The following is a 23525-nucleotide window of genomic DNA, read 5'->3' as shown; positions in this document are numbered from 1 at the left end:
GGAGCGCGACATGCACGCATCCAACACGCCCGACCACCTCCTGCGCGCCCGCCTGCCGCGCTGGCTGCTGCCCGCACAGTGGCCGCAGCAGGGCCACCAGCCTGCGCTGGCCGACCTGCACCTGGCCCAGGGCCGCGTGGTGCAGGTGCAGCCCCACGGCACCCAGCCCCACCCGCAAGGCGCGGTGTGGGACCTGGCCGGCGCCCTGGTGCTGCCCGGCCTGGTCGATGCGCACACCCACCTGGACAAGGCCTTCACCCTGCCGCGCATGGGCGTGGTCCAACCCGGCCTGCTGGGGGCCATCGACGCCATGATGGCGGACCGCCAGGGCTGGACCGAGGCCGACATCCACGCCCGCGCCAGCCGTGCCCTGCAATGGGCCTGCGATGCGGGCACCGTGCACCTGCGCACCCACTGCGACTGGTGGGAGCCCGACGCCCAGCCGCTGGCCTGGAACGTACTGCGCGACCTGGCGCACGACTGGGCCGACCGCGTCACGCTGGAACGCGTGAGCCTGATTCCCCTGCACCTGTACGCCGACCGCAACACGGCCCTGCGGCTGGCCGCCACGGTGGCCGCCAGCGGCCCCGGCGCGCTGCTGGGTGGCTTCGTGCACTCCACCAACTGGGATCCGCAGGCCCTGCGCCACCTGCTCGAAGCGGCGCAGCACCACGGACTGGACGTGGACCTGCATGTGGACGAAGAGCTGCACCCCGGTGCGCAGGGCCTGGCCACCACGGCCGCGCTGCTGCGCGAACTGCGGTTTGAAGGCCACGTGGTCTGCGGCCACACCTGCGCCCTGGCGGCCCAGGACGAGGCCACCGCCCTCGCCACGCTGGATGCCGTGGCGCAAAGCCCCATCACCCTGGTGACGCTGCCCATCACCAACCTTCTGCTGCAGGATGCCACCACCGGCCGCACGCCGCGCCAGCGGGGCCTCACGCTGGTGAAGGAAGCCCGCGCGCGCGACATTCCGGTGCTGGTGGCCAGCGACAACCTGCAAGACCCGTTCTGCCCCGTGGGCAGCCTGGACCCGCTGGAAGCCCTGGCCGCCGGCGTGCTGGCCGGGCAGCTCGATGCGCCCTTCGACCGCTGGAGCGAATCGCTGTGCCGCGCCGACTGGCTGCGCACCGGCCCCGCCGCCCTGCCCCTGCAGCCCGGCAGCGCTGCCGACCTGCTGGTCTTCACCCAGGCCGACCACTGGGGCTTTCCGTCCCGCACACAAGGCGCGCAAGGCCGCGTGGTGCTGCGCCAGGGCCGCGTGGCCAGCGGCCATGCGCCCGCAGCCTGGCACGTGCCGGCAGCAACCCAACCCGCAAGGAGCCTCGCATGAGCCCGACCTCTGCGCCCGGGATCGCCCAGCCCCTGGCCCGCTACGCCGCCTGGCGCCGCGCCGGCGACTTCATCTTCCTGAGCGGCATCATCGCCGTGGACCCTGCGGCCAGCCGCATCGTGCGCGGCTATGCCGACATCCCGGAGGAAGCCGCCACGCTGATCGGCCGCACCGGCGAGTTCAGCAGCGACATCAAGGAAGGCCCCATCCTCGCGCAGAGCTGGTACGTGCTCGACCGAATCCGCCAGACCGTCGAGGCCGCGGGCGGGCAGATGTCCGACGTGTTCAAGCTGGTGCAGTACTTCAAGCACCTGGACCACTTTCCGCAGTACAGCCGCGTGCGCCGGCTGTTCTTTCCGGGCGAACCACCGGCATCCACCGTGGTGGAAGTGAGCGGCATGCTGCCCACGCCGGACATCCTCATCGAGGTGGAGGCCACGGCCTACCTGCCCCTGCGCTAACACCGCCTTCCTTCACGAAAGAACCCGCCCATGCTGCACGGCTACAACCCGCCCCACCGCTACCTGCCCTACCTGAGCTGGACCGAGATCGCCAGCCTGCCGGACAAGGAGAACACCGTCATCGTGCTGCCCACCGGCGCCACCGAGCAGCACGGCCCGCACCTGCCCTGCGCGGTGGACACCGTGATCAGCGCCGGGGTGGTGGGCCACGCGCTGGCCCGCCTGCCGGCCGACGTGCCCGCGTTTGCCATGGCGCCCATCACCTACGGCAAGTCCGAGGAGCACCTGCACTTCCCGGGCACCGTCACGCTGAGTGGCGAGACCCTGCTGGCCACCATGAACGAGGTGGGCGAGTCGGTCTACCGCGCGGGTTTTCGCAAGCTCTTGTTCGTCAACGGCCACGGCGGCCAGCCGCAGGTGATGGAGATGTGCGCCCGTGAACTGCGCCTGCGCCATGGCGACTTCATCGTGGTGCCCAGCTTCACCTGGCGCGTACCGCACGTGGCGGGCAAATACCTGTCCGACACCGAGAAGAAGCTGGCCATGCACGCAGGCCATGCCGAGACCGCGCTCATGCTGGCCCTGGCGCCCGACACCGTGCACATGGAGCGCGCGGTCGTGAACTACCCGCCCGTGTTCGATTCGCCCCTGCTGTCGCCCGACGGCCGCCCGGCCTGCGCCTGGAGCGCCCGCGACTTCGGCCCCAGCGGAATCATTGGCGACCCCCTGCCCGCCACTGCCGAGCAGGGCCACGCCATCCTGGCGTCGCTGGCCGTGAGCTGGGCCGCCGCCATCACCGAGCTGCACCGCCTTCAGTGGGCCCCGCGCGCCGAGCCCACCTGGGGCCGCGCCCAGCACACCGGGCATGTGGAGCGCTCCGGCGCACTGGCCTGAAACCTGCGAAGGCGCAGCCGCACACCCCATCCCCGTCCCGTCGTTTCCTTCCACACACCCCACGGAGCCCTGCCATGATCCAGAAGACCGCCTCTCGCCTTTTCAAAATTGGTGCAGCTGCACTGCTCGCCGCTGGTGCTGCCGGCACCACGCAGGCGCAGGAAAAGTTCACCTACATGACCAACTGGTATGCGCAGGCCGAGCACGGCGGCTTCTACCAGGCGCTGGCCACCGGGCTGTACAAGAAGCACGGGCTGGACGTGACCATCAAGATGGGCGGCCCCCAGGTCAACATCGTGCAGATGATGGCGGCAGGCCAGGCCGAATGCGTGATGGGCTCCAGCGACCTGCAGATGATCCAGATGCGTGAAGGCGGCGTGCCCGTGGTCAACGTGGCCGCCGTGTTCCAGAAAGACCCGCAGGTGCTGATTGCCCACGAGGACGTGAAGAAGTTCGAAGACCTCAAGGGCAAGACCATCCTGATCGCCTCGTCCGCGCAGCGCGGCTACTGGCCGTGGCTGAAGGCCAAGTACGGCTTCACCGATGCGCAGACGCGCCCCTACACCTTCAACATCCAGCCCTTCGTGGCGGACAAGAATTCCGCCCAGCAGGGCTACCTGACCTCCGAGCCGTTTGCGATTGCCAAGGCCGGGGTGAAGGCCAACACCCTCATGTTCAGCGACCACGGCTACCCGGCCTACGCCACCACCATTTCCTGCATGGACAAGACGGTGAAGGAGCGCAGCGCCGCCGTGGCCGCGTTCGTGAAAGCCTCCATGGAAGGCTGGAAGAGCTACCTGGCCGACCCCGCCCCCGCCAACGCCCTCATCAAGAAGGACAACCCCAACATGACCGACGAGCAGCTCGCCTACAGCGTGGCCAAGCTCAAGGAGATGGGCATGGCAACGGGTGGCGATGCAGCCACCCTGGGCATCGGCATCATCACCGACGCACGCGCCAAGGCCAGCTACGACTTCCTGGCCAGCGCCAAGCTGATCGACCCGGCCAAGGTGAAGCTGGCAGAGACCTACACCACCGCGTTCGTGAAGGACCTCAAGGTCCTTCCCTGATGCGATTCACGGGCTTCCCTCCACCTTTAACCGTTCACGCTGAGCCGTTCAAAGCGCCGCGCAATGCGCAGGCAGGCTCAGCCCGAACGGTGGATGGGGTGAATCCCGGCGGATCACCCGCGCCCCCGCGGCCACACCTGCCCTGACACAGCCGCCGTCCCTGCGGCCGCATCCATCGAAAGGCGACCATGACATCCTCTCCTGATTCCCCGCCGCTGCCGCACGCCACCGCAAAGGCCTTTACTACGCCCGCCGTGGAAGTGCTGTCGGCTGAAAAGACCTATCCCAATGGCACCCAGGCCCTGCTGCCGGTGGACCTGACCATCGAGGAAGGCGAGTTCGTCACGCTGCTGGGCCCCTCGGGCTGCGGCAAGAGCACGCTGCTGAAGATGGTGGCCGGGCTGCTGGAACCCTCCGACGGCCGCCTGCACCTGTGGCGCAAACCCGTGGCGCAGCTGGAGGACAGCGGCAAGAAGATGGCGTTTGTCTTCCAGTCGCCCACGCTCATGCCCTGGGCCAGCGTGCAGACCAATGTGCGCCTGCCGCTGGACCTGGCGGGTGTGCCCCGCGCCGACGCCGATGCCCGCGTGGCCGAGGCCCTGGCGCTGGTAGGGCTGGCGAAATTTGCCAACGCCCTGCCCCGCGCCCTGTCGGGCGGCATGCAGATGCGCGTGTCGATTGCGCGCGGCCTGGTCACCCAGCCCGACCTGCTGCTCATGGACGAGCCCTTCGGCGCGCTCGACGAGATCACGCGCCACAAGCTTGACGCCGACCTGCTCCATCTATGGCGCAAGAAGAAGCTCACCGTGATCTTCGTGACCCATTCGATCCATGAGGCGGTGTTCCTCTCCAGCCGCGTGGTCATGATGGCGGCGCGGCCCGGCCGCGTGGTCGAGGAGTTCCGCATCGACGCCCCCTACCCCCGCACGGCCGACTTCATGGTGTCGGCCGAATTCAGCCGCTACGCCAAGCTGCTGCAGGACAGCCTGCTGCGCGCCAGCGTGGACACCGAGGAGGCCATGGCATGAGCACCCCCTTTCCCTCCGCGCCCATGGCGCCGCCCGCAGCCCCGGCCCGCGCGGTGCCCGTGCCGTCCGCCACGGCCCGGCCCGCCGCCAAGGCCCCGCCAAAGCGTCCGCCCCTGATGGCCCGGCCCCGCGTGCAGCGCGTGGTGTACCCCGTGCTCGTGGGCCTGGTGCTGGTGGCGCTGTGGCAGGGCCTGGTCACGGCGATGGAGCTGCCGCCCTATCTGGTGCCCTCGCCCCTGCTGATGGTGAAGACGCTGTTCACCGACTGGGCCGCCTTGGGCGGGTCGCTGTGGGTCACCGTCAAGATCACGGTGCTGGCTTTTGCGGCGGCCACCGTGGCGGGGGTGCTGATCTCGTTCCTGTTCGTGCAGAGCCAACGCATCGAGACCGCGCTGTTCCCCTACGCGGTGCTGCTGCAGGTGACCCCCATCGTGGCCGTGGCACCGCTCATCATCATCTGGGTGAAGGACCCGACAGCCTCCATGGTGATCTGCGCCGCGCTGGTGGCGCTGTTCCCCATCATCAGCAACACCACGCTGGGCCTGCGCAGCGTGGAGCCTGATCTGCAAAACTACTTCCGCCTCAACCGCGCCACGCGGCTGCAGACCCTGGTGCGCCTGCGCATCCCCAGCGCGCTGCCCTACTTCTTTGGCGGGCTGCGCATCTCCAGCGGCCTCGCGCTCATCGGCGCCGTGGTGGCGGAGTTCGTGGCCGGCACGGGCGGCCAGGGCGCCGGGCTGGCGTACCAGATCCTGCAGGCGGGCTTTCAGCTCAACATCCCGCGCATGTTTGCGGCGCTGCTGCTGATCTCGCTCACGGGCGTCGCGCTCTTCGTGCTGATGGCGTGGCTCACGCGCCTGGCGCTGGGCGGCTGGCACGCCTCCGAGAACTCGCAGGACTGAACCCCACACCTCCGTCACCCCACCGCGCGCGCCCCGGATGGCGCGGTGCAGGCCCCCTTTTGCCCCCAAACGCCCTTCACCGGCCCCCAGGAGATACCCCCATGACGACCGCCACCACCGCCCACCAACTGCCCGACCTGCTGCCCGCACTGGACTGGATCGCCGACCCGCTGCGCGTGGGCCGTCTCTCGCAAGACTTTGCCTGGTTCAGCCCCGTGCTCAAGCGCGAGCTGGCGGGCAAGCGCGGCGACATCGCCGTGCGCCCGCGGACCGAAGAGGAAATCCGCCAGGTGGTGGCCGCATGCGCCACGGCGGGCATCCCCCTCACCGTGCGCGGCAGCGGCACCGGCAACTACGGCCAGAGTACACCGCTGCAAGGCGGCGTGATCCTGGACCTGTCGGGCTACAACGCGTTCGGCGGGGTGCGTGGGGGTGTGGGCCGTGCGCAGGCAGGCATCCGCCTGGCCGACTTTGATGCGCAGGCCCGCGCCCACGGCCAGGAATTGCGCTGGCTGCCCAGCACCTACCGCAGCGCCACGCTGGGCGGGCTGTTTGGCGGCGGCTTTGGCGGGGCAGGTTCCATCAACCACGGCCCGCTGGCCGCGCCCGGCAACGTGCTGGCCGTGCGCGCAATGACCGTGGAGCCCGAGCCGCAAATCATCGAACTGCGCGGCCCCGAGGCCATGCAGCTGCACCACACCTACGGCACCAACGGCATCGTGCTGGAGCTGGAAGTGGCGCTGACCCCCGCGGTGGCCTGGACCGAGTGCATCGCCACTTTCGCGCAGTTCGACGCTGCGCTGGAATTTGCCGACCGCTTTGGCAGCGCCCCCGGGCTGGAGAAGAAGGAGGTGTGCTTCCTGGCAGCGCCCATTCCGCAGTACTTCACCAGCCTGGCCGAGCACCTGCCCACCGGCCACCACGCGGTGCTGATGCTGGTGGCCCCGCACTCCGAGGCCGGCCTGTGCGACATGGTGGCGCAGCACGGCGGCCAGGTCACCTACCGCAAGACCGCCGACGAGGTGGCCAGCAGCCACAAGACGCTGCTGGAGTACACCTGGAACCACACCACCCTGCACGCGCTGAAGGTGGACAAGAACCTCACCTACATCCAGAGCGGCTTCACCCCCCAGCACCGCCTGAAGCAGGTGCGCGCACTGGAAGCCGCCCTCAAGGGCGAAGTGATGATGCACCTGGAATTCCTGCGCACCAAGGAGGGCGCGTTCAACTGCAGCGGGCTGCAGATCATCCGCTACACCACCGAAGAGCGCCTGAACCAGATCATGCAGATCTACCGCGACCACGGTGTGCAGATCAACAACCCGCACGTGTACATCGTGGAAGATGGCAAGCAGAACCACTTGGACCCGGCCGTGGTGGGCATGAAGCGCCGGTTCGACCCGCAGGGCCTGCTCAACCCTGGCAAGCTGCGCAGCTGGTATGCGGCCGAGCCCAAGGCTCCCACACCCACGCCAGTTCTCCGGACTGCCTGACTCGTCGCAGCCACACACCACGCCCCGGTTGTTCCTCCCTCTCCCCTCGCGGGAGAGGGCCGGGGAGAGGGGGCAGCCTCAGCAAGCAGCACCCCAGCCCTTCTCCGGCCCGGCGAAGCGTCCAGCCCAAAAGCCCCCTTGCGCCCATCCACAGGGCATAATCAGCTACTCATTTAATAGCAAACCGCCCACCCCATGCCCTGGCACGCCCGCCTGCAGCTCGACTACACCACCGACAGCCGCAATGCCCGCACGGTGGCCCGCCACGAGCACCACGGCCCGCTGCGCATCCTGCAAAGCCTGTACCCCGAGGGCGACGCGATCTGCCACAACGTGCTGGTGCACCCGCCCGGCGGCCTCGTGGGCGGCGACACGCTGGACATCACCACCACCGTGGGCCCCGGCGCGCACGGCCTGGTCACCACGCCCGGGGCTACGCGTTTCTACCGCTCCACCGGCCCGCTGGCGCTGCAGCGCAGCCACCTCACCCTGGCCGAAGGCGCGCGCCTGGAATGGCTGCCGCTGGAAGCCCTGTGCTACAGCGCCTGCCACGCCGAAAACCACCTCACGCTGAACCTGGCGCCCGGCGCGGAGTGCATCGCCTGGGACGTAACCGCGCTGGGCCTGCCCCACGCGGGCCAGCCGTTTGAACAAGGCCGCTTCACCCAACACCTGGAAGTGCCCGGCCTGTGGCTGGAGCGCGGCGTGATCGACGCCGCCGACGACCGGCTGCTGAGCAGTCCCTTGGGTTTAGCGGGCCACCGTTGCATGGCCAGCATGTTCTTTGCCGCGGGCACGCCACTCGACCGCACACGCCGCGATGCGGCGCTGGACGCCGCCCGCGCAGTGATGGACCAGCACCCTCAAGTGAATGCCACCGCAGGCGTCACCAGCCCCAACGACCGCATGGTGGTGGTGCGCGTGCTGGCACCGCAGGTGGAGCCCGCGATGAAACTGCTCAAGGCGGTGCGGGTGGCGTGGCGGGAGGTGTTGTGGGGGTTGAAGGGGGAAGCGCCGAGGATTTGGGCGATGTAAGGAAGCGGAGGCACGGGAGCGCCAGACCGTAAGCGTGGGAATGGGGCGGCTGCTTCAGGCTGGTTGCGGTCGCATGAGATTCGACACCGAACGTCGGCGCCCACCTAAAGCTGACATTGATGGTTTCCACTGGCAAAAGCCAGGTCCAATCTGAAACATGACATTGACTGATGGTGATCAAATCCCTATGCGTTGCGGTTCTCAATGTCCGCATCTGAAAATCGCGAACTGGAACTGCCGACCCGCCTCGGGCAATGCCAGCGTCGAATCCAGCACTGGCACGCAGTAGTTCAATGCTTGAGTTCAACCGGTTGCAGAGGCCAATCCTCTACGAGTTAGGCCAGCACTAAAGACAACCGACTGCCCCCTGGTAGCAGTCGCGAGGGCGCGCGTCAGCAACGAGGCTAGAGCATGGCCAACAGGCGTACCATCCAGTCTCTGACCTCGCCATTCGGATCTCGCTCGGCGAGTCTGTCGGCGGTCATGCAAGGAAATGCCTTGCTCGCCAATAGCTTTTTGACGGTGCTGTCCTTCATTGGGGCGCCAACCGGGTTCGCTGCGTGCAGTCCCAAAGCGACAGCCTTCGGCACAGCATGCCCGTCGGCATTCAGGTGATCGGCTACGTCAATGACAACCCCGAGCGCGTCTTTGATGGCGTCAGGGTGGAGGTAGCTTTCGATTTCGTGCTTCAACGTTTGGGTAGCCCACGAACCATCTTGGCGGGCGTTAACAGCAGCAACCGCGGCGCCATAGTCTGGAACGTCGCTATCGTAGATGTGCATCTCCTTGCGGCCGAGATCTGCCAGGTAACGCCCGGCAACCCAATGCTGCAGAGTTGACCCGCCGGAGGGTACGAATGCAAAACGACGATCACTCGAAAGATCGGGCAGTTTTGGATCCGCGATATGCAGCGCGCGGCTCAGGCATTTCAGCGCATCGATGTCCGTCGGACCTTCAACGCATATGAGGACTTTCACTCGGCTGTCCGCCACAATGCCGAGTGCGGCAGCAACGTTCTCGAAAACATCGACGCCTGACTCAACGCAAGGCTTCTTCGCCAAGTCACGCGTGACGTAACGAATACTTTCTGTAGGCAGTTCGGCCGCGAAGCCTGGGCTGTGCGTGGTCAGGATGACTTGGCAACCATCATCCCCGGCCAGCGCCTTGAAGGATTCGATCAGAATCTTTTGGTTGTTGGGGTGCTGGGCGGTCTCGGGTTCTTCGATTGCGTAGATGATGCTGCGTGCTTTATCGCCGCTGGCGAGGCGCCGTTCGGCCGCAGCTTTGAAGAAGCTGACGAGGATCAGCCGGCGGATGCCGCTGCCGCGTTTGTTCAGCGGAATGCCGTCGTCGGTTTCCATGTTGACCGAGAAGAGGCCCTTCCACTTTGCCTGCGTGGGCGGGGTGAACTGAGGAGTCAGTTCCTTGGCCAAGTTCGGATCGATGGTCTTCAATGCGTCGTGCGTCAGGCTGGCGATCTCCTCGGTCTTTTGCCGAACCTTGGCCTGGATCGCGTTTATCTCCGCTTGTAGTTCAGCCAGCGCTTGGGTCACGGCGGCCATCATTGGAGCCTGAACTTCGCCGTCAGAGTCCTTGCTGTTGCGGTCGCTCTGAAACAGCGCAAACAACGGCAGGTGCGCTTGCAACTGATCCCAGATCTTCTTGCCGTCCTCCTTACCCTTGCTCAGAGGTACTGCTACCTCAGCAAGCTGCAGGTCGGGTTCGCTGAGCCAAAGAGCCTGCCGCATGCCGGGATTACCCTTCAATGGAACGTCTAGCCCCTTCTTTTTGACGAGGACCTGCAGTTCCCTCTCTTTGAGGTCGAGTAAGTTTTCAACACTAGGCGCCGTGGGATGGTGAGCCAACAGGCTGATCTCCTCTGTCGGCTTTGCGGTCTTGCAGTCGAATACCTTGCGGATCTTGAGGGTGCCAGCGGCCGTCAACAGGTACTCGGCAGCGAGCGTGGTTGCTGCGCCCGAGTCGAGTGTCAAGCTGGGCGGCAATTCGGAAAACTCGCAGGTGATGGACACCTTCGTGTCACCGCTGTAAACGTTTGCGTCGCCCGACTCGATCTTGACGGTCTCGTTGTTGAAGAATATCTCCAGCGCTTCAAGGACAGACGACTTGCCAATGTCGTTCTTGCCGATGAAGGTTGTCAGGTCATTGAACCAGACGGTGACTTCCTGTTGGTAGCACCTAAAGTTCGCAATCGAAACGCTTTCTAGTCGCACGCACAACCTCCCTGAAGCGGCGGTGAGTCCGCCATTTTTTGTAGGTCGCCGGATGATAGGACAGCCAACTACACGAATGGAAGAGGTCGCTGTCTTGTGGGGCCCCGTGCATGAGAAAAACGTTGTCAATGTTTGCGCCCGGGCCAGGCCTTCGCCTCGGCACCTTGGATTTCACGAGCCGAATCGCGGTCAAAATGCTTGGATGAACATCACGCATGACGAACCGCCAGGCAGGCCCAAGAAGACCGCGCTCCAGCAGATTCAGGAGCAGTTCGAGCGTCAGATGCGCCCCCTGCGCCAAATCCAAGAGATGCCGGACCTCGTGAAGCGTTACCAGCTGGAGGGGTTGACGCGACAGTTCGAGCCGCACCGCCAGATTCAGGAAATGCTGGAGCGCTCGGTGGTCCCCAAGCATGTCCAAGAAATCATCGATGGGTCGTCCATCGCTGCGCAGGCGAAGCGCATGATGGAACAGTACTTCCCAAAAGACACGTTCGCCAGCCTCGGTATGTACAACGACACCATTCGGCGAGCGGCTGGCCTGACTATCAAGAACGAGGCAATGCGCAGGGCGGCAGGCCTCGACTCAATCAACGATATCGCCAAGCACTATGCGCGGAACCTGAAGCCGATATCTGAGCATCAAGAGATGCTGGAGAAGCTTCGGCGCCAAGCCTTTGGCGGACTCTCGGCTGTCGACTTTGCGCGCCAACTGGAGGAGGCAAACCCCGCGATACGGGCATTGGAGGAGGCCAAGAAGTCGTTGGACCACTTTTGGCCGACGTTCCGCGAGATCGACTTCAGCCAGTTCGAGGCTAGTGAGATAGACGAGCAGGAGACCAAGCAGGCCGCGGAGTCCATAACTCAGGTGGCCGCTGAGCAGGAGTCGTTCCAGGAGGCGGTCGCGAGCATCGTCCTCGCCATCCAGGCGCAGCAGAAGCCCACAGTGCAGCTTATGCTATGGCTGTTTTTCCGCAAGGTAATGGACTGGTTGATTGCCGGTGCCATAGGGGCGGCCATGGGGCACTACGCGCCGGTGGTGCTGGGCGAGAGCCCGCAGGCAGCCAAGAAGGCGGTGCAGGAGAACGCACGCACCGTAGTGGGGTCACCGCAACTGCTGGTGGAGTACCGCTACGTCTCGGCCAAGGTGCTCATTGTTCGGCAGAACCCTAGAGCCCGCTCGCCGGAGGTCGGCCGCCTGTCTTTCGGCAAGGCGGTGAAACTGCTGAAGAAGGAGAAAGACTTCGCCTTGGTCCTATGGACCGACAAGGAGAGCGGTGCCGAGATTCAAGGCTGGGTGTTCTCCCGCCATCTTTGCAAGTTCAACTGAAACGTCCTGAGCGAGGGGCGTGCGCGTACAGGGTTAGCCCGTCTGTCTGAGGTGAGCAAGACTTGGGCGAGCTGTGCAGCTGTACGTCGAACAGCTGACACCTGAGGCGCTGCCGGCCTCCTGGGCGAGCGTCGGCTTGATGGCGCTTACCGGAAGTTCGTGTGCTGCCGACGACAGACGGCACCCGCTGCTAAGCAGCCCTCACTTCTCCGCCATGGTCGATCCCCCAATCCGGACTCACACCGCAGGCGGCACCTTCAACAGCCCATCCGCCTTAAACATGGCACGGATGCCCCGCACCGCCTGCCGAATCCGCGCCTCGTTCTCGATCAGCGCAAAGCGCACGTACTCGTCCCCCTGGTCGCCAAAGCCGATGCCCGGCGACACGCACACCTTGGCCTTGTCCAGCAGCTGCCGCGCGAACTCCAGCGAGCCCAGGGCGCGATACGGTTCGGGGATGCGGGCCCAGATGTACATGCTGGCCTTGGGGCAGTCCACGGCCCAGCCGGCTTCGGTGAGGCCCTTGTAGAGCACGTCGCGGCGGCGCTGGTACTGGGCGGCGATGTCTTTCACGCACTGCTGGTCGCCCTCCAGCGCGGCAATGGCGGCCACTTGCAGGGGCGTGAAGGTGCCGTAGTCGTGGTAGCTCTTGATGCGCGCCAGGGCCGCCACCAGGTCGGGGTTGCCCACCATGAAGCCGATGCGCCAGCCGGCCATGTTGTAGCTCTTGGAGAGGGTGAAGAACTCCACCGCCACGTCCTTGGCGCCGGGCACTTCCATGATGCTGGGGGCGCGGTAGCCGTCGTACACGATGTCAGCGTAGGCCAGGTCGTGCACCACCAGGATGTCGTGCTTCTTGGCCAGCGCGATCACGCGTTCAAAGAAGCCCAGGTCCACGCACTGCGCCGTGGGGTTGCTGGGGAAGCCGAAGATCATCATCTTGGGCTTGGGGTAGCTGCCGCGGATGGCCTTTTCCAGCTCGGCAAAGAAGTCCACGTCGGGCGCCACGGGCACGCTGCGGATGTCGGCCCCCGCAATCACCGCGCCGTAGATGTGGATGGGGTAGCTCGGGTCGGGCACCAGCACGGTGTCGCCCCGGTCCAGCGTGGCCAGCATCAGGTGGGCCAGGCCTTCCTTGGAGCCGATGGTGACGATGGCCTCGGTGTCGGGGTTGATGTCCACCGCGTAGCGGTTCTTGTACCAGTGGCTGATGGCGCGGCGCAGGCGCGGAATGCCCTTGCTGGCGCTGTAGCCGTGGGTGTCGGGCCGCTGGGCCACTTCGGTGAGCTTGGCGACGATGTGCGGCGGCGTGGCCCCGTCGGGGTTGCCCATGCTCATGTCGATGATGTCTTCGCCGCGGCGGCGGGCGGCGAGCTTGAGCTCGGCCGTGATGTTGAAGACGTAGGGGGGAAGGCGGTCAATGCGCGCAAAACGGCGCTTGCCCTGCGATGCAGCAGACATGCGGTGTGACTTTCACGTAAGCGCCCGGAACCGTCCGAGCGACGTGGCCGGCAGAAAGGCCGGCCCGCAGGCAATGTAACGCACAACGCAGCGCGCATGCCACCCGCGATGAATGCGGGTGTCGCGAAGCTGCGACGTTGCAGCTACGCGGGGCGGCTGCTACGCCGTGGCCGCCGCGCGGGCGGCCGTCGCCCTTTCGCTGCCCAGCGACCACGCAAAGATCGCCACGCCGCCCAGGCCCAGGACCACGCCCACCCAGCCGGTGGAGGTCCAGCCCAACCCTGCCGCGACGCCCACACCGCCCAGCCAAGCGCCCAGCGCGTTGGCGGCATTGAAAGCCGAGTGGTTGAGCGCGGCGGCCAGCGTTTGCGCGTCGCCCGCCACGTCCATCAGGCGGATCTGCAGTGCGGGGCCGATGGCCACCAAGGTGCCCAGGAAGAACGTGGCCAACGCCGCGCTGGCAGGGTGGTGCGCGGCGGGCACAAACAGCGCCAGCACCAGAATGGACCACACCAGCACCTTGCCCACCGCGGGCATGAGCGCCTTGTCGGCCATGCGCGAGCCCACCAGGTTGCCCGCCACCATGCCCAGGCCGAACAGCGACAGCACGAACGGCATGAGCGCGGGCGGCATGCCGGCCACCTCCAGCAACGTCGGCTTGATGTAGCTGAACACGGCAAACATGCCGCCAAAGCCGATGGCGCCAATGCCCAGGGTGAACCACACCTGCTTGCGCGCCAGCGCGCCCAGTTCGCGCAACGGACTGGCGCCGTGCGGCGCGGGCATGTCGGGCACCCACAGCCGCACCATGGCGACCGCGGCCACCGCGATCAAGCCCACGAACACAAAGGCCGCACGCCAGCCAAAAGCCTCGCCCAGCGCGGCGGCGATGGGCACGCCCACCAGCGTGGCGCTGGTCAGCCCCAGCATGACCCACCCCACCGCCCGGGCACGCCGCCCCGGCGGCGCCAGGGCCGCCGCCACCAGCGCGGCCACGCCGAAGTAGGTGCCGTGCGGCAGGCCCGTGAACAAGCGCAGCGCGCTGAGCGATGCGTACCCGGGCGCCAGCGCCGAGGCAAAGTTGCCCAGCGCATACACCGCCATCAGCGCCATCAGCAGCGCGCGCCGCCCCCAGTGCGCGCACAGCACGGCCAGCACGGGCGCGCCGACCACCACGCCCAGGGCATAGGCGCTGATGACGTGGCCGGCCTGCGGAATGCTCACCCCGATATCGCGCGCCACCTCGGGCAGCAGGCCCATGATGACGAACTCCCCCGTGCCGATGGAAAACCCGCCCACGCCCAGGGCCAGGACCGCGCGCACCAGGGTGCGGTCGTCGGCGGGCAGGGTTGCGGTGGGTTGGGACGGGACAGGCGCGGTCATGGCAGCAATGGAATTCGGCAACCCCGCCGCCTGGCGAATGCCCTCCGGCAAGCCGGCAGGGTGGGAGGCGGCGAGGAAAGGAAAAGACGGGGAAGGCGAAGCGGAAAGAAACGCAGTTACAGGGGTAAACCCTGCTTTTGTAACCATACCACGCACCCCGGCGCCTTGCTGGCGCGGGGGTATCGCCGGCCCTGCCGCGCTGCTAAGCTGCCCGGTCTCCCAACAACCCCTCCGCAGGATCCCATGCACCCCACACCACGCACCGACGACACCCTGGCCCCCGCCGTGCAGGTGCTGGCCTTTGACATCTTCGGCACCGTGGTGGACTGGCACGGCAGCATCGTGCGCGAAATGCGGGCGCTGTACCCCGCGGTGGACGGCGACGCGTTCGCCCTGGCCTGGCGCGCGGGCTACCAGCCGGCCATGGCGCGGGTGATGCAGGGCGGCCAGCCCTGGACGCTGATCGACGACCTGCACCGCGCCATCCTGGACGAGATCCTGCCGCGCTTCGGGCTGGCGCACCTCGGCGCAGCCGAGCGCGCGCACCTCAACCGCGTGTGGCACCGCCTGGATGCCTGGCCCGACAGCGTGCAAGGGCTGACGCGCCTGAAAAAGCGCTACACGATCACGAGCCTGTCGAACGGCAACATCGGCCTGCTCACCCACATGGCCAAGCGCGCCGGCCTGCCCTGGGATTGCGTGCTGAGCGCCGAGGTGTTCAAGGCCTACAAGCCCAGTGCGGAGGTGTACCTGGGCGCGGCGCGCATCTTCGACCTGGCGCCGGCCCAGGTGATGCTGGTGGCCGCCCACCACGACGACCTGGCCGGCGCCCGCACCTGCGGCCTGCGCACGGCCTATATCGAGCGGCCGCACGAGTTTGGCGCCGCCCGGCCCAAGGACGTTTCCCCGCAGCCCGGCAACGACCTGCACGCGCGGGACCTGAACCACTTGGCCGACCTGCTGGGCTGTTGAGGTCAATGGGGCGGTGAGACCTGCCCCGCGGGGGAACGGCACCGGGGCTGGAACCACAAATTTTTGGTGTTTTCGCCTGATTAGCGACCTACCTCCAGACGCTTTCTCTCCCCCACCCGTTCGGGCTGAGCCTGTCGAAGCCTTGCACGCGCTGCAAGCCCTGGCTTCGACAGGCTCAGCCCGAACGGATGGAGCGGTATCTGAGACAAGTAACTAATCAGGTGTTTTCGACCTCTTGGGCTCTTGAATAAAGCGCAAGCAGCTATCAATTAGATAGCAATCCGCGCCATCAACCCGTCCCCACAGGCTGCCGCAGCACGCACGTGAATTCGCCGATGGCTGCGTCGTAGTCCCAGCGCGCCGCGGTGCGCGCCTGCCCGCCGGGTGCGGCACCCGTGGTCTCCACGCTCAGCACCACCAGGCTGTTCGGTGCCCCGTGCCGCAGCCGGTGCGAGACCGCCGTGCCCGCGCTGCTGACCCACAGGCCGCCGCCCGCCGACAGCAGCGCCGGGTGGTGGGCATGGCCCGACAGCAGCATCTGCGCGCCCGCCGTGCGCCAGCGTTGCACGGCCTCGTCAGCGCGCTGGGGGCGGTGCGCGCGGTCGAGGGCGTCGCGGGCGACCAGCGGGTGGTGGCTGGCGACGATGCGCCACGCGTCCGGCGGCGCACGCGCCAGCAGCCGGGCCACATGCTCGATCTGGGCGGACGACAGGCTGCCCCGCTCGTGCCGCCACGCGCGGGTGGTGTTGACGCCGACCACGTAGAACGCCCCCATGTGGCGCACGGGCTCCTGGTCCATGCCGAACTGCTCGGCGAAGCGCTCGTACGCGCGGCCCCACCGCATCCACCAGGCAAACAGCGGCAGATCATGGTTGCCCGCCAGCACCAGCGTGGAGCGCGCGTGCAGCCCCTGCACAAAGCGTGCGGCCTGCTCGAACTGCGGCGCCGTGGCGCGCTGCGTGAGATCGCCCGACACCACCGCCATCGCCACCCCCAGGCGCTGGGCCAGCCGCTGGGCCGCAGCGCAGACCGCAGGGTCATGGGCGCCAAAGTGCAGGTCCGACAAATGCATCAGGACGGTCATGGTGGTGCCAGGGTCTGCCGCTCAGGCCGGCAGCAATCCGCCGCCGCCCGCTGGCGAAGGATCCACCGGGACCGGCGCCGGCGGCGCGGTGGCCGTCTCGGCCGCGGCGGGATCCGTGCGGGGCGGCCCGTCGCGCAGCGGCGCGCCCGGCGCGACCAGCCACAAGGGGCGCTCGGCCAGGCGGAAATGCAGGGGCGGCGCCATCCATTCGCGCTCCCCGTCAAACGCCACCTTCACGCGCGGGGGGCGCCAGCTGGCAGGCTCCACGGAGAGCTCCGAACATGCCATGCTGATCACCGCGCTGTCCTTATCCAGCTGGCCCGTGGCCGCGTTCCACACGGTGCGCGCCACGGCCCAGCGGCCCTGGGGCTGCAGCATCACCACTGCGAGCCGGCTCCCGTGGGCCACCAGGTCCGCCTGCGGCAGGCCGATGCGGTCCAGCTGCAAGGGGTTGTTGCCCACGAACAGGGTGGTGACGCGGTGCTCCTCCTGCCGCACCTGGGCGTTCTCGTGCATCTTCATGACCACGCGCCAGCGGCGCCCCCAGGCGGGGCGAAACATGCTCCACACCGCCGCGGCCACTGCCACCAGGCGGGACCGGCCGAAGCGCCGGGACGCCCGCTCGCGCTCGGCCAGCAGCTTGGGGTACAGGCCCACGCTGGCGTTGACGATGAAGAGGCGGCGGTTCACGTACCCGACCTGCACGGGATGCATGTCGCCCGCCTCCAGCGCGCGCATCAGGTCCTGCACGGCGGCCTCGGCGTCCAGCGCCAGGCCCTGCTCGCGGGCGAAGTAGTTGAAGGTGCCCATGGGCACCACGCCCATGGGCAGGCCGGCGGCCAGCACGGCCGCGGCCACGGCGTTGATGGTGCCGTCGCCGCCCGCGGCCACCACCAGCCCGCCGTCCCGGCGGGCAGCAGCCGCGGCATCGTGCGCCAGCTGCACGATGCCGGAGCGCTCGCGCGGCACGTGCCAGACGACATCGCGCGGGTGCAGCGCCAGCACGCCCTCCAGCTTGGCACGCAGCAGGTCCAGGTCCGCGCCGGGCCGCAGCGGTATCACCAGGTGGAGGGGCCCGCGGGGAAACGCGGGGGCTGCGGTCTCGGAAACAGTCATTGCAGGAAGGAGGGGGCAGAAGGCAAACGGGCGCCGCGGGGGCACGGAACAGGGCGAATGGGTTGAGGAACAAGCCGCGGCAGCGCCACCCGCCCATGGTGCGGGCAGCGGCGGCCGGGCGCAGCCGGTGCCCATGCCTTGGCGCTGTCAGCGGGCACCGACAGCGGCACGGCCGCGCCGCCCGCCGGCAGCTTTGGCCCCAGAAGGCCCACGCCCTTGGCGCGCGGGGGCGCCGAACTCCGGTACAAACGAAGGCTCGCCGGCTGCGGCCCCGCCGCCGGCCCCCCTGAGAACCCGCAAGAAAGCACGGAAGAGAATGACCGAGATCGATGCACACGCCCTGGGCACCCTGCTGGCCAGCCACCCGCTGGGATGGTGGCTGGCGGGCGTGGCAGCCGGCGCGCTGGCGGGCGGCGCCTGCCTGGCTGCCCTGCGCGCGCTGCGGCGGGCCAGCCCACCCCTGCGCCGCTTTGTGCCCGCACAGGCGCGCTGGACCATGCTGGCCGCCATGGGCACCGCGGCTTTTGTGCTGGTGCTGGCCGGCGCCACGATGGCGGAGCTGGCCGAAAGCGGGCGCGACGGCGGGGCCTGGGGCGTGCTGGACGATGCCCTGGCCGGCGGGCTGCGGAGCCAGGCGGACACGGCCGTGCTGCGCTGGTTCGCCATGCTCACCCACCTGGGGGATTCCTGGGCGCTGACGGGGCTGACCCTGGTGGTGGCGGTGGCGCTGTGGTCAGCCCGCCACCGGCTGCTGGCAACCACCTGGCTGGTTGCCATGGCCGGCAACGGGGCACTGACCAAGGTGCTCAAGGACGTGTTCGAGCGCGTGCGGCCCGACCACGACCACGGCATTGCGCAGGCCAGCGGCTACAGCTTTCCCAGCGGCCACAGCAGCGCCTCGCTGGTGGCCTACGTGCTGCTGGCCTACCTGGCCACGCGCCTGCTGCCCCGCGCCTGGCACCTGCCGGCAGCCCTGGCAGCGGGCGCCCTGGTCTTCACCACCGGCTGGAGCCGCGTGGTGCTGCATGTGCACTACGCCAGCGACGTGCTGGCCGGCTGGCTGCTGGGCGGCAGCTGGCTGCTGTGCACCGTGCTGATCCTGGAGAGCGTCTCGCACGGGCAGCGCCACCGGCCGGCGACGGAGCCTGTTTGAACCGGCCGCGTGCGGGGTGGCAGGAATCTCAGATCGCCACCAGCTGCCGAATGCCCTTGGCCTCCATCTCGCTGCCCGGCCCGCGGGCGATGACCTCGCCGCGCTCCATCACCAGGTACTCGTCGGCCAGCTCCTGCGCAAAGTCGTAGTACTGCTCGCACAGCAGGATGGCCACCTTCTCCCCGTTCAGGCCCTGGTCGGCCAGCATGCGGATGACGCGGCCAATGTCCTTGATGATGCTGGGCTGGATGCCTTCGGTGGGCTCGTCCAGGATCAGCAGGCGCGGCCCGGGCGCCAGGGCCCGCGCAATCGCCAGCTGCTGCTGCTGCCCGCCCGACAGGTCCCCGCCCCGGCGCTTGAGCATTTGCTTGAGCACGGGGAACAGCTCGTACAGGTGCGCCGGCACGGGCGTGGAGGCACTGCGGTAGGCCAGGCCCATGCGCAGGTTTTCCTCCACCGTGAGGCGGCCGAAGATCTCTCGGCCCTGCGGCACGAAGCCCATGCCCGCGCGGGCGCGGTCGTAGGGCGCGGCCTTGTCGATGGGCTGGCCGTCGAAGGTGATGGACCCGCTCTTGATGGGCACCAGGCCCATCAGGCTCTTGAGCAGCGTGGTCTTTCCCACGCCGTTGCGGCCCAGCAGCACGGTGACCTTGCCGGGTTCGGCGCTAAGGCTCACGTCGCGCAGGATGTGGGAGCCGCCGTAGTACTGGTTGATGTTTTGGACGGTGAGCATAATTTTTGAAGCTTTTTGGCTGCTAGCGCTTTACTGGCAAGCGCCAGCAGCTATCGATTTGATAGTTCTTTGCACGGACTCTCGCCACCCTCACCGCCCCAGATACACCTCGATCACCCGCTCGTCCGCCTGCACCTGGTCCAGCGTGCCCTGGGCCAGCACAGACCCATCGCAGAGCACCGTCACGATGTCCGAAATGGTGCGGATGAACGACATGTCGTGCTCCACCACCATCAGCGAATGCTTGCCCTTGAGCGTCAAAAACAGCTCCGCCGTGCGCGCCGTCTCCTCGTCCGTCATGCCCGCCACCGGCTCGTCCAGCAGCAGCAGCTTGGGGTCCTGCATCAGCAGCATGCCGATCTCCAGCCACTGCTTCTGGCCGTGGCTCAAGTTGCCGGCGCTGCGTGTCACGCTGCCCGCCAGGTGGATGGTGTGCAGCACCTCGGCCAGGCGGTCCGACTGCGCGGAGTCGAGCCGGAAGAACATGCTCGACCGGACGCCCTTGTGCGTCTTGAGCGCCAGCTCCAGGTTTTCGAATACCGTGAGCTGCTCGAACACCGTGGGCTTCTGGAACTTGCGGCCTATCCCCAAGCTCGCGATCTCGGGCTCGTTGTGGCGCAGCAGGTCGATGGTGGAGCCGAAGAACACCGTGCCGCTGTCGGGCCGGGTCTTGCCGGTGATGATGTCCATCATCGTGGTCTTGCCCGCGCCGTTGGGGCCGATGATGCAGCGCAGCTCGCCGGGCGCTATGTCCAGGCTCAGGTGGTTGATGGCCTTGAAGCCATCGAAGCTCACGTTCACGTCTTCCAGGTACAGGATGCGGCCGTGGGTGACGTCCACCTCGCCCGGCACGGCAATGCGCGAGAAGCCCGCGGCGCGCCCGCCCGACTCGGTCTGCCCCGCCGGTGCGGGCGCCTGCGTTTTCGCCAGGCGCCGTGCGCCCTCTTCCATCAGGTCGGGCGTCATTGCGCGGCCCCCTTCTCGTTCTCTTTTTTCGCCATCCACTTCTTCGCCAGCCCCACCACACCGTCGGGCAGGAACAGCGTGACGGCAATGAACAGCGCGCCCAGGAAGTACAGCCAGAACTCCGGCGCCGTCACCGTGAGCCAGCTCTTGGCGCCGTTGACGATGAACGCGCCCGCGATGGGGCCGATCAGCGTGGCGCGCCCGCCCACGGCCGCCCACACCGCGATCTCGATGGAGTTGGCGGCGCTCATCTCGCCCGGGTTGATGATGCCGACCTGCGGCACATACAGCGCGCCCGCCACGCCGCACATCATGGCGCTGATGGTCCAGATGGTGAGCTTGTAGGGCAGCGGTGCATAGCCCGAGAACATGACGCGGCTCTCGGCATCGCGCACGGCCTGGAGCACGCGGCCAAACTTGCTGCGCACCAGCCAGCGCGCCAGCAAAAAGAAGCCCAGCAACGTGACGCCGGTCATCACGAAGAGCAGCATCCGCATGTTCTGCGTGGCGATGGGGGTGCCCAAAATGCGCTTGAAGTCGGTGAACCCGTTGTTGCCGCCAAAGCCCGTCTCATTGCGGAAGAACAGCAGCATGGCCGCATACGTCATGGCCTGGGTGATGATGGAAAAGTACACGCCCTTGATGCGCGAGCGGAAGGCAAAGTAGCCAAACACGAAGGCGATGAGCCCCGGCACCGCCACGACGAGGACCAGCGTGGCGATGAAGCTGTCGGACAGCGCCCAGTGCCAGGGCAGCTCCTTCCAGTCCAGGAACACCATGAAGTCGGGCAGGTCGCTGTGGTAGTTGCCGTCGCGGCCGATCTGGCGCATGAGGTACATGCCCATCACGTAGCCGCCCAGCGCAAAGAACAGGCCATGGCCCAGGCTCAGGATGCCGGTGTAGCCCCAGATCAGGTCCATGGCCAGCGCGCAGATGGCGTAGCACATGATCTTGCCCAGCAGCGCCACGGCGTAGTCGGACAGGTGCAGCGCACTGCCGGCCGGCACCCACAGGTTGAGCACCGGCGCCACGGCGCACACCACGATGAGCGCCACGATGAAGGCCGACCAGCCGCTGCGGGTGAGCAGCGGTGCGGGCGCGGGCAGTTGGATAGGGGTAGGAGATGGAGTCGTCATGATGGTTGTCGCGTGGCCACTCAATCTGCCGTGCGGCCCTTGACCGCGAAGATGCCCTGCGGCCGCTTCTGGATGAAGACGATGATGAACACCAGCACGGTGATCTTGGCCAGCACGGCCCCCGTCCAGCCTTCGAGGAACTTGTTGAGGATCCCCAGGCCCAGCGCGGCATACACGGTGCCTGCCAGCTGGCCCACGCCGCCCAGCACCACCACCATGAACGAGTCCACGATGTAGCCCTGGCCCAGGTCGGGCCCCACGTTGCCCACCTGGCTGAGCGCGCAGCCGGCCAACCCGGCGATGCCCGAGCCCAGCGCAAAGGCATACGTGTCCACCCGGGCCGTGTTCACGCCCATGCACGACGCAATGGGGCGGTTTTGCGTGACGCCGCGCACGAACAAGCCCAGGCGCGTCTTGCCGATGAGGAAGGCCACGCCGCCCAGCACCGCCAGCGCGAAGGCCACGATGACGAGCCGGTTCCAGGGCAGCTGCAGGTTGTCCATCAGCTGCACGCCGCCGCTCATCCACGCGGGGTTTTCCACGCCCACGTTCTGCGCGCCGAACAGGCTGCGCACCAGCTGCTGCAGCACCAGGCTGATGCCCCAGGTGGCCAGCAGGGTCTCCAGCGGCCGGCCGTAGAGGAAGCGGATCACGCCGCGCTCCAGCACCGCGCCCATCAGCGCCGAGGCGAGGAACGCAGCGGGCACGGCGGCCACCAGGTACCAGTCGAACGCGCCTGGAAAGTACTTCTGGAAGACGCCCTGCATGACATAGGTGGCGTAGGCGCCGATCATCATCAGCTCGCCATGCGCCATGTTGATCACGCCCATCAGGCCGTAGGTGATGGCCAGGCCCAGCGCCACCAGCAGCAGGATGGAGCCCAGGCTGATGCCCGAGAAGATGGCGGCCAGGCGCTCGCCCCACCGCAGGCGCTCTTCCACGGTCTTGAGCGCGGCCTGCAAGGCGGCCTTGACCTTGGGGTCTTCTTCATTGCGCAGCTGCTCGAGCAGCACGGTGCGCGTGGCGGGGTTGCCGCTGGCAGCCAGGTGCTGCGCGGCGGAAAGGCGCTTGGCCGCATCGCTGCTGCCGATGAGGATGCGCGCACGGATGCTTTCCAGGCGCGCCTGGAGCGTGGCGTCCTGCTCGGCGGCCAGGGCCTTCTCGATCAGCGGCAGGCGGGCCTCGTCGGTTTCTTCGCGCAGCGCGTCGACGGCCTTGCGGCGCTCTGCGACATCGGCGGCCATGAGCTGCAGCGAGGCCAGCGCGGTGTCGAACTCGCCACGCATGCGGTTGTTGTTGACGATGTCTTCGGCGTCGTCGGGCACGGGCACCTCGGCACCCGTCACGGGGTCCAGGCCCTTGCCGTCCTGGATGACGATGGCCTTGCCGCCCGCGATCTTCACGGCATCGTCGCCCATGGCGCGGATGAAGGCCACGGTGGCAGCGTCGGGCGTGGCGATGGCGGCCTGCAGCGCGGCGATCCGGTCATCGGTATCGCCCGCCGCCATGGCCCGCGCCGCCTCGGCCGTGAGCGCGTGCGCCTGCACGGCCGCGCACAGCAGCAGGCAGGCGATCAGGCGTTGAAAAAGTGTGGCAAACATGAGGGGGAGCCGGTAGGTCAAATGAAAACAGGCCTGTGCAGCGCGCGGGGCCCAGACCAGGGCCCCCGCGCAAGGGCCGCCCCGCCGCGCCGGGGGCGTCCCCCTGCCCGCATCGCTCAGCGATGCGAGAGCGGGGGGAAGGC

Annotated in this window: 20 protein-coding genes; 11 read left to right on the top strand and 9 right to left on the bottom strand. The window is 67.7% G+C overall.

The genetic code is table 11. The features are described 5' to 3' along the window. The first annotated feature begins 10 nt into the window (after positions 1 to 10). From ACOYR3_RS06725 to ACOYR3_RS06690, 8 genes are all read left to right on the top strand, one after another. Complete coding sequence (locus ACOYR3_RS06725; protein WP_422845691.1) at positions 11 to 1333, top strand: amidohydrolase family protein; 1323 nt, start codon at positions 11 to 13, stop codon at positions 1331 to 1333. Then, positions 1330 to 1794, top strand: a complete 465-nt coding sequence (locus ACOYR3_RS06720) for a RidA family protein (RefSeq protein ID WP_422845690.1) — start codon at positions 1330 to 1332, stop codon at positions 1792 to 1794. The genes ACOYR3_RS06725 and ACOYR3_RS06720 overlap by 4 nt, the downstream gene beginning before the upstream one ends. 30 nt (positions 1795 to 1824) lie before the next feature. After that, the gene (locus ACOYR3_RS06715) at positions 1825 to 2688 is read left to right on the top strand and encodes a creatininase family protein (protein WP_422845689.1); all 864 of its coding nucleotides are present in this window, start codon (positions 1825 to 1827) and stop codon (positions 2686 to 2688) included. Positions 2689 to 2762: 74 nt separating this feature from the next. Further along, positions 2763 to 3758, top strand: coding sequence for an ABC transporter substrate-binding protein (locus tag ACOYR3_RS06710; protein ID WP_422845688.1), 996 nt, complete (start codon positions 2763 to 2765; stop codon positions 3756 to 3758). Positions 3759 to 3946: 188 nt separating this feature from the next. Beyond that, entirely contained in the window at positions 3947 to 4786 is an 840-nt protein-coding gene (locus tag ACOYR3_RS06705; RefSeq protein ID WP_422845687.1) for an ABC transporter ATP-binding protein, read from the top strand. A 116-nt stretch (positions 4787 to 4902) separates the two neighbouring features. Continuing rightward, on the top strand, positions 4903 to 5688 hold the full coding sequence (locus tag ACOYR3_RS06700) for an ABC transporter permease (RefSeq protein ID WP_422846535.1): 786 nt from the start codon (positions 4903 to 4905) through the stop codon (positions 5686 to 5688). 101 nt (positions 5689 to 5789) lie between these two features. After that, positions 5790 to 7181, top strand: coding sequence for an FAD-binding oxidoreductase (locus ACOYR3_RS06695; protein WP_422845686.1), 1392 nt, complete (start codon positions 5790 to 5792; stop codon positions 7179 to 7181). Between the two features lie 195 nt (positions 7182 to 7376). After that, a complete protein-coding gene (locus ACOYR3_RS06690; protein WP_422845685.1) occupies positions 7377 to 8216 on the top strand; it encodes an urease accessory protein UreD in 840 nt (279 codons plus the stop codon). A gap of 404 nt (positions 8217 to 8620) precedes the next feature. Here the strand turns inward: ACOYR3_RS06690 and ACOYR3_RS06685 are convergent, their stop codons facing one another. Beyond that, positions 8621 to 10447, bottom strand: a complete 1827-nt coding sequence (locus tag ACOYR3_RS06685; protein ID WP_422845684.1) for an ATP-binding protein — start codon at positions 10445 to 10447, stop codon at positions 8621 to 8623. 202 nt (positions 10448 to 10649) lie between these two features. Between ACOYR3_RS06685 and ACOYR3_RS06680 the strand changes: the two genes are divergently transcribed. Continuing rightward, positions 10650 to 11777, top strand: coding sequence for an SH3 domain-containing protein (locus ACOYR3_RS06680; RefSeq protein WP_422845683.1), 1128 nt, complete (start codon positions 10650 to 10652; stop codon positions 11775 to 11777). 237 nt (positions 11778 to 12014) lie between these two features. Here the strand turns inward: ACOYR3_RS06680 and alaC are convergent, their stop codons facing one another. Both alaC and ACOYR3_RS06670 read right to left on the bottom strand, forming a co-directional pair. Next, positions 12015 to 13238 (bottom strand): alanine transaminase, encoded by a 1224-nt coding sequence (gene alaC / locus ACOYR3_RS06675; protein ID WP_422845682.1) that lies wholly within the window; start codon positions 13236 to 13238, stop codon positions 12015 to 12017. Between the two features lie 159 nt (positions 13239 to 13397). Further along, positions 13398 to 14621 carry an MFS transporter gene (locus tag ACOYR3_RS06670; RefSeq protein ID WP_422845681.1) on the bottom strand — a complete coding sequence of 408 codons (1224 nt, stop codon included), beginning with the start codon at positions 14619 to 14621 and terminating at the stop codon, positions 13398 to 13400. Positions 14622 to 14864: 243 nt separating this feature from the next. Between ACOYR3_RS06670 and ACOYR3_RS06665 the strand changes: the two genes are divergently transcribed. Further along, the gene (locus ACOYR3_RS06665; RefSeq protein WP_422845680.1) at positions 14865 to 15593 is read left to right on the top strand and encodes a haloacid dehalogenase type II; all 729 of its coding nucleotides are present in this window, start codon (positions 14865 to 14867) and stop codon (positions 15591 to 15593) included. Between the two features lie 289 nt (positions 15594 to 15882). Here ACOYR3_RS06665 and ACOYR3_RS06660 read toward each other — a convergent pair whose 3' ends face one another. Together ACOYR3_RS06660 and ACOYR3_RS06655 are read right to left on the bottom strand one after the other, a co-directional pair. Beyond that, the gene (locus tag ACOYR3_RS06660; RefSeq protein WP_422845679.1) at positions 15883 to 16677 is read right to left on the bottom strand and encodes a metallophosphoesterase family protein; all 795 of its coding nucleotides are present in this window, start codon (positions 16675 to 16677) and stop codon (positions 15883 to 15885) included. A 21-nt stretch (positions 16678 to 16698) separates the two neighbouring features. Continuing rightward, positions 16699 to 17793, bottom strand: coding sequence for a diacylglycerol/lipid kinase family protein (locus ACOYR3_RS06655; RefSeq protein WP_422845678.1), 1095 nt, complete (start codon positions 17791 to 17793; stop codon positions 16699 to 16701). Positions 17794 to 18109: 316 nt separating this feature from the next. Here ACOYR3_RS06655 and ACOYR3_RS06650 point away from each other — a divergent pair, with 316 nt between their 5' ends. Continuing rightward, positions 18110 to 18946 (top strand): phosphatase PAP2 family protein, encoded by an 837-nt coding sequence (locus ACOYR3_RS06650; RefSeq protein ID WP_422845677.1) that lies wholly within the window; start codon positions 18110 to 18112, stop codon positions 18944 to 18946. Between the two features lie 28 nt (positions 18947 to 18974). Here ACOYR3_RS06650 and urtE read toward each other — a convergent pair whose 3' ends face one another. From urtE to urtB, 4 genes are all read right to left on the bottom strand, one after another. Continuing rightward, on the bottom strand, positions 18975 to 19679 hold the full coding sequence (gene urtE / locus ACOYR3_RS06645) for an urea ABC transporter ATP-binding subunit UrtE (protein WP_422845676.1): 705 nt from the start codon (positions 19677 to 19679) through the stop codon (positions 18975 to 18977). Between the two features lie 90 nt (positions 19680 to 19769). Beyond that, the gene (gene urtD / locus ACOYR3_RS06640) at positions 19770 to 20645 is read right to left on the bottom strand and encodes an urea ABC transporter ATP-binding protein UrtD (RefSeq protein WP_422845675.1); all 876 of its coding nucleotides are present in this window, start codon (positions 20643 to 20645) and stop codon (positions 19770 to 19772) included. Continuing rightward, positions 20642 to 21781, bottom strand: a complete 1140-nt coding sequence (urtC, locus tag ACOYR3_RS06635; RefSeq protein ID WP_422845674.1) for an urea ABC transporter permease subunit UrtC — start codon at positions 21779 to 21781, stop codon at positions 20642 to 20644. Before urtC ends, urtD begins: the two co-directional genes overlap by 4 nt. Positions 21782 to 21801: 20 nt before the next feature. Beyond that, positions 21802 to 23382, bottom strand: a complete 1581-nt coding sequence (gene urtB, locus ACOYR3_RS06630; protein ID WP_422845673.1) for an urea ABC transporter permease subunit UrtB — start codon at positions 23380 to 23382, stop codon at positions 21802 to 21804. Between the last annotated feature and the right edge of the window lie 143 nt (positions 23383 to 23525).

It is taken from the genome of Acidovorax sp. M2(2025), assembly GCF_049330835.1.
GTDB lineage: Bacteria > Pseudomonadota > Gammaproteobacteria > Burkholderiales > Burkholderiaceae_C > Acidovorax.
Note: the sequence above shows the minus strand (reverse complement) of the source record. Positions and strands in the feature narration are given on the sequence as shown.

Coding starts and splice junctions, on each gene's coding strand:
- ACOYR3_RS06725 (WP_422845691.1), top strand. CDS start 11: ATGCACGCATCCAACACGCCCGACCACCTCCTGCGCGCCCGCCTGCCG.
- ACOYR3_RS06720 (WP_422845690.1), top strand. CDS start 1,330: ATGAGCCCGACCTCTGCGCCCGGGATCGCCCAGCCCCTGGCCCGCTAC.
- ACOYR3_RS06715 (WP_422845689.1), top strand. CDS start 1,825: ATGCTGCACGGCTACAACCCGCCCCACCGCTACCTGCCCTACCTGAGC.
- ACOYR3_RS06710 (WP_422845688.1), top strand. CDS start 2,763: ATGATCCAGAAGACCGCCTCTCGCCTTTTCAAAATTGGTGCAGCTGCA.
- ACOYR3_RS06705 (WP_422845687.1), top strand. CDS start 3,947: ATGACATCCTCTCCTGATTCCCCGCCGCTGCCGCACGCCACCGCAAAG.
- ACOYR3_RS06700 (WP_422846535.1), top strand. CDS start 4,903: ATGGCCCGGCCCCGCGTGCAGCGCGTGGTGTACCCCGTGCTCGTGGGC.
- ACOYR3_RS06695 (WP_422845686.1), top strand. CDS start 5,790: ATGACGACCGCCACCACCGCCCACCAACTGCCCGACCTGCTGCCCGCA.
- ACOYR3_RS06690 (WP_422845685.1), top strand. CDS start 7,377: ATGCCCTGGCACGCCCGCCTGCAGCTCGACTACACCACCGACAGCCGC.
- ACOYR3_RS06680 (WP_422845683.1), top strand. CDS start 10,650: ATGAACATCACGCATGACGAACCGCCAGGCAGGCCCAAGAAGACCGCG.
- alaC (WP_422845682.1), bottom strand. CDS start 13,238: ATGTCTGCTGCATCGCAGGGCAAGCGCCGTTTTGCGCGCATTGACCGC.
- ACOYR3_RS06670 (WP_422845681.1), bottom strand. CDS start 14,621: ATGACCGCGCCTGTCCCGTCCCAACCCACCGCAACCCTGCCCGCCGAC.
- ACOYR3_RS06665 (WP_422845680.1), top strand. CDS start 14,865: ATGCACCCCACACCACGCACCGACGACACCCTGGCCCCCGCCGTGCAG.
- ACOYR3_RS06660 (WP_422845679.1), bottom strand. CDS start 16,677: ATGACCGTCCTGATGCATTTGTCGGACCTGCACTTTGGCGCCCATGAC.
- ACOYR3_RS06655 (WP_422845678.1), bottom strand. CDS start 17,793: ATGACTGTTTCCGAGACCGCAGCCCCCGCGTTTCCCCGCGGGCCCCTC.
- ACOYR3_RS06650 (WP_422845677.1), top strand. CDS start 18,110: ATGACCGAGATCGATGCACACGCCCTGGGCACCCTGCTGGCCAGCCAC.
- urtE (WP_422845676.1), bottom strand. CDS start 19,679: ATGCTCACCGTCCAAAACATCAACCAGTACTACGGCGGCTCCCACATC.
- urtD (WP_422845675.1), bottom strand. CDS start 20,645: ATGACGCCCGACCTGATGGAAGAGGGCGCACGGCGCCTGGCGAAAACG.
- urtC (WP_422845674.1), bottom strand. CDS start 21,781: ATGACGACTCCATCTCCTACCCCTATCCAACTGCCCGCGCCCGCACCG.
- urtB (WP_422845673.1), bottom strand. CDS start 23,382: ATGTTTGCCACACTTTTTCAACGCCTGATCGCCTGCCTGCTGCTGTGC.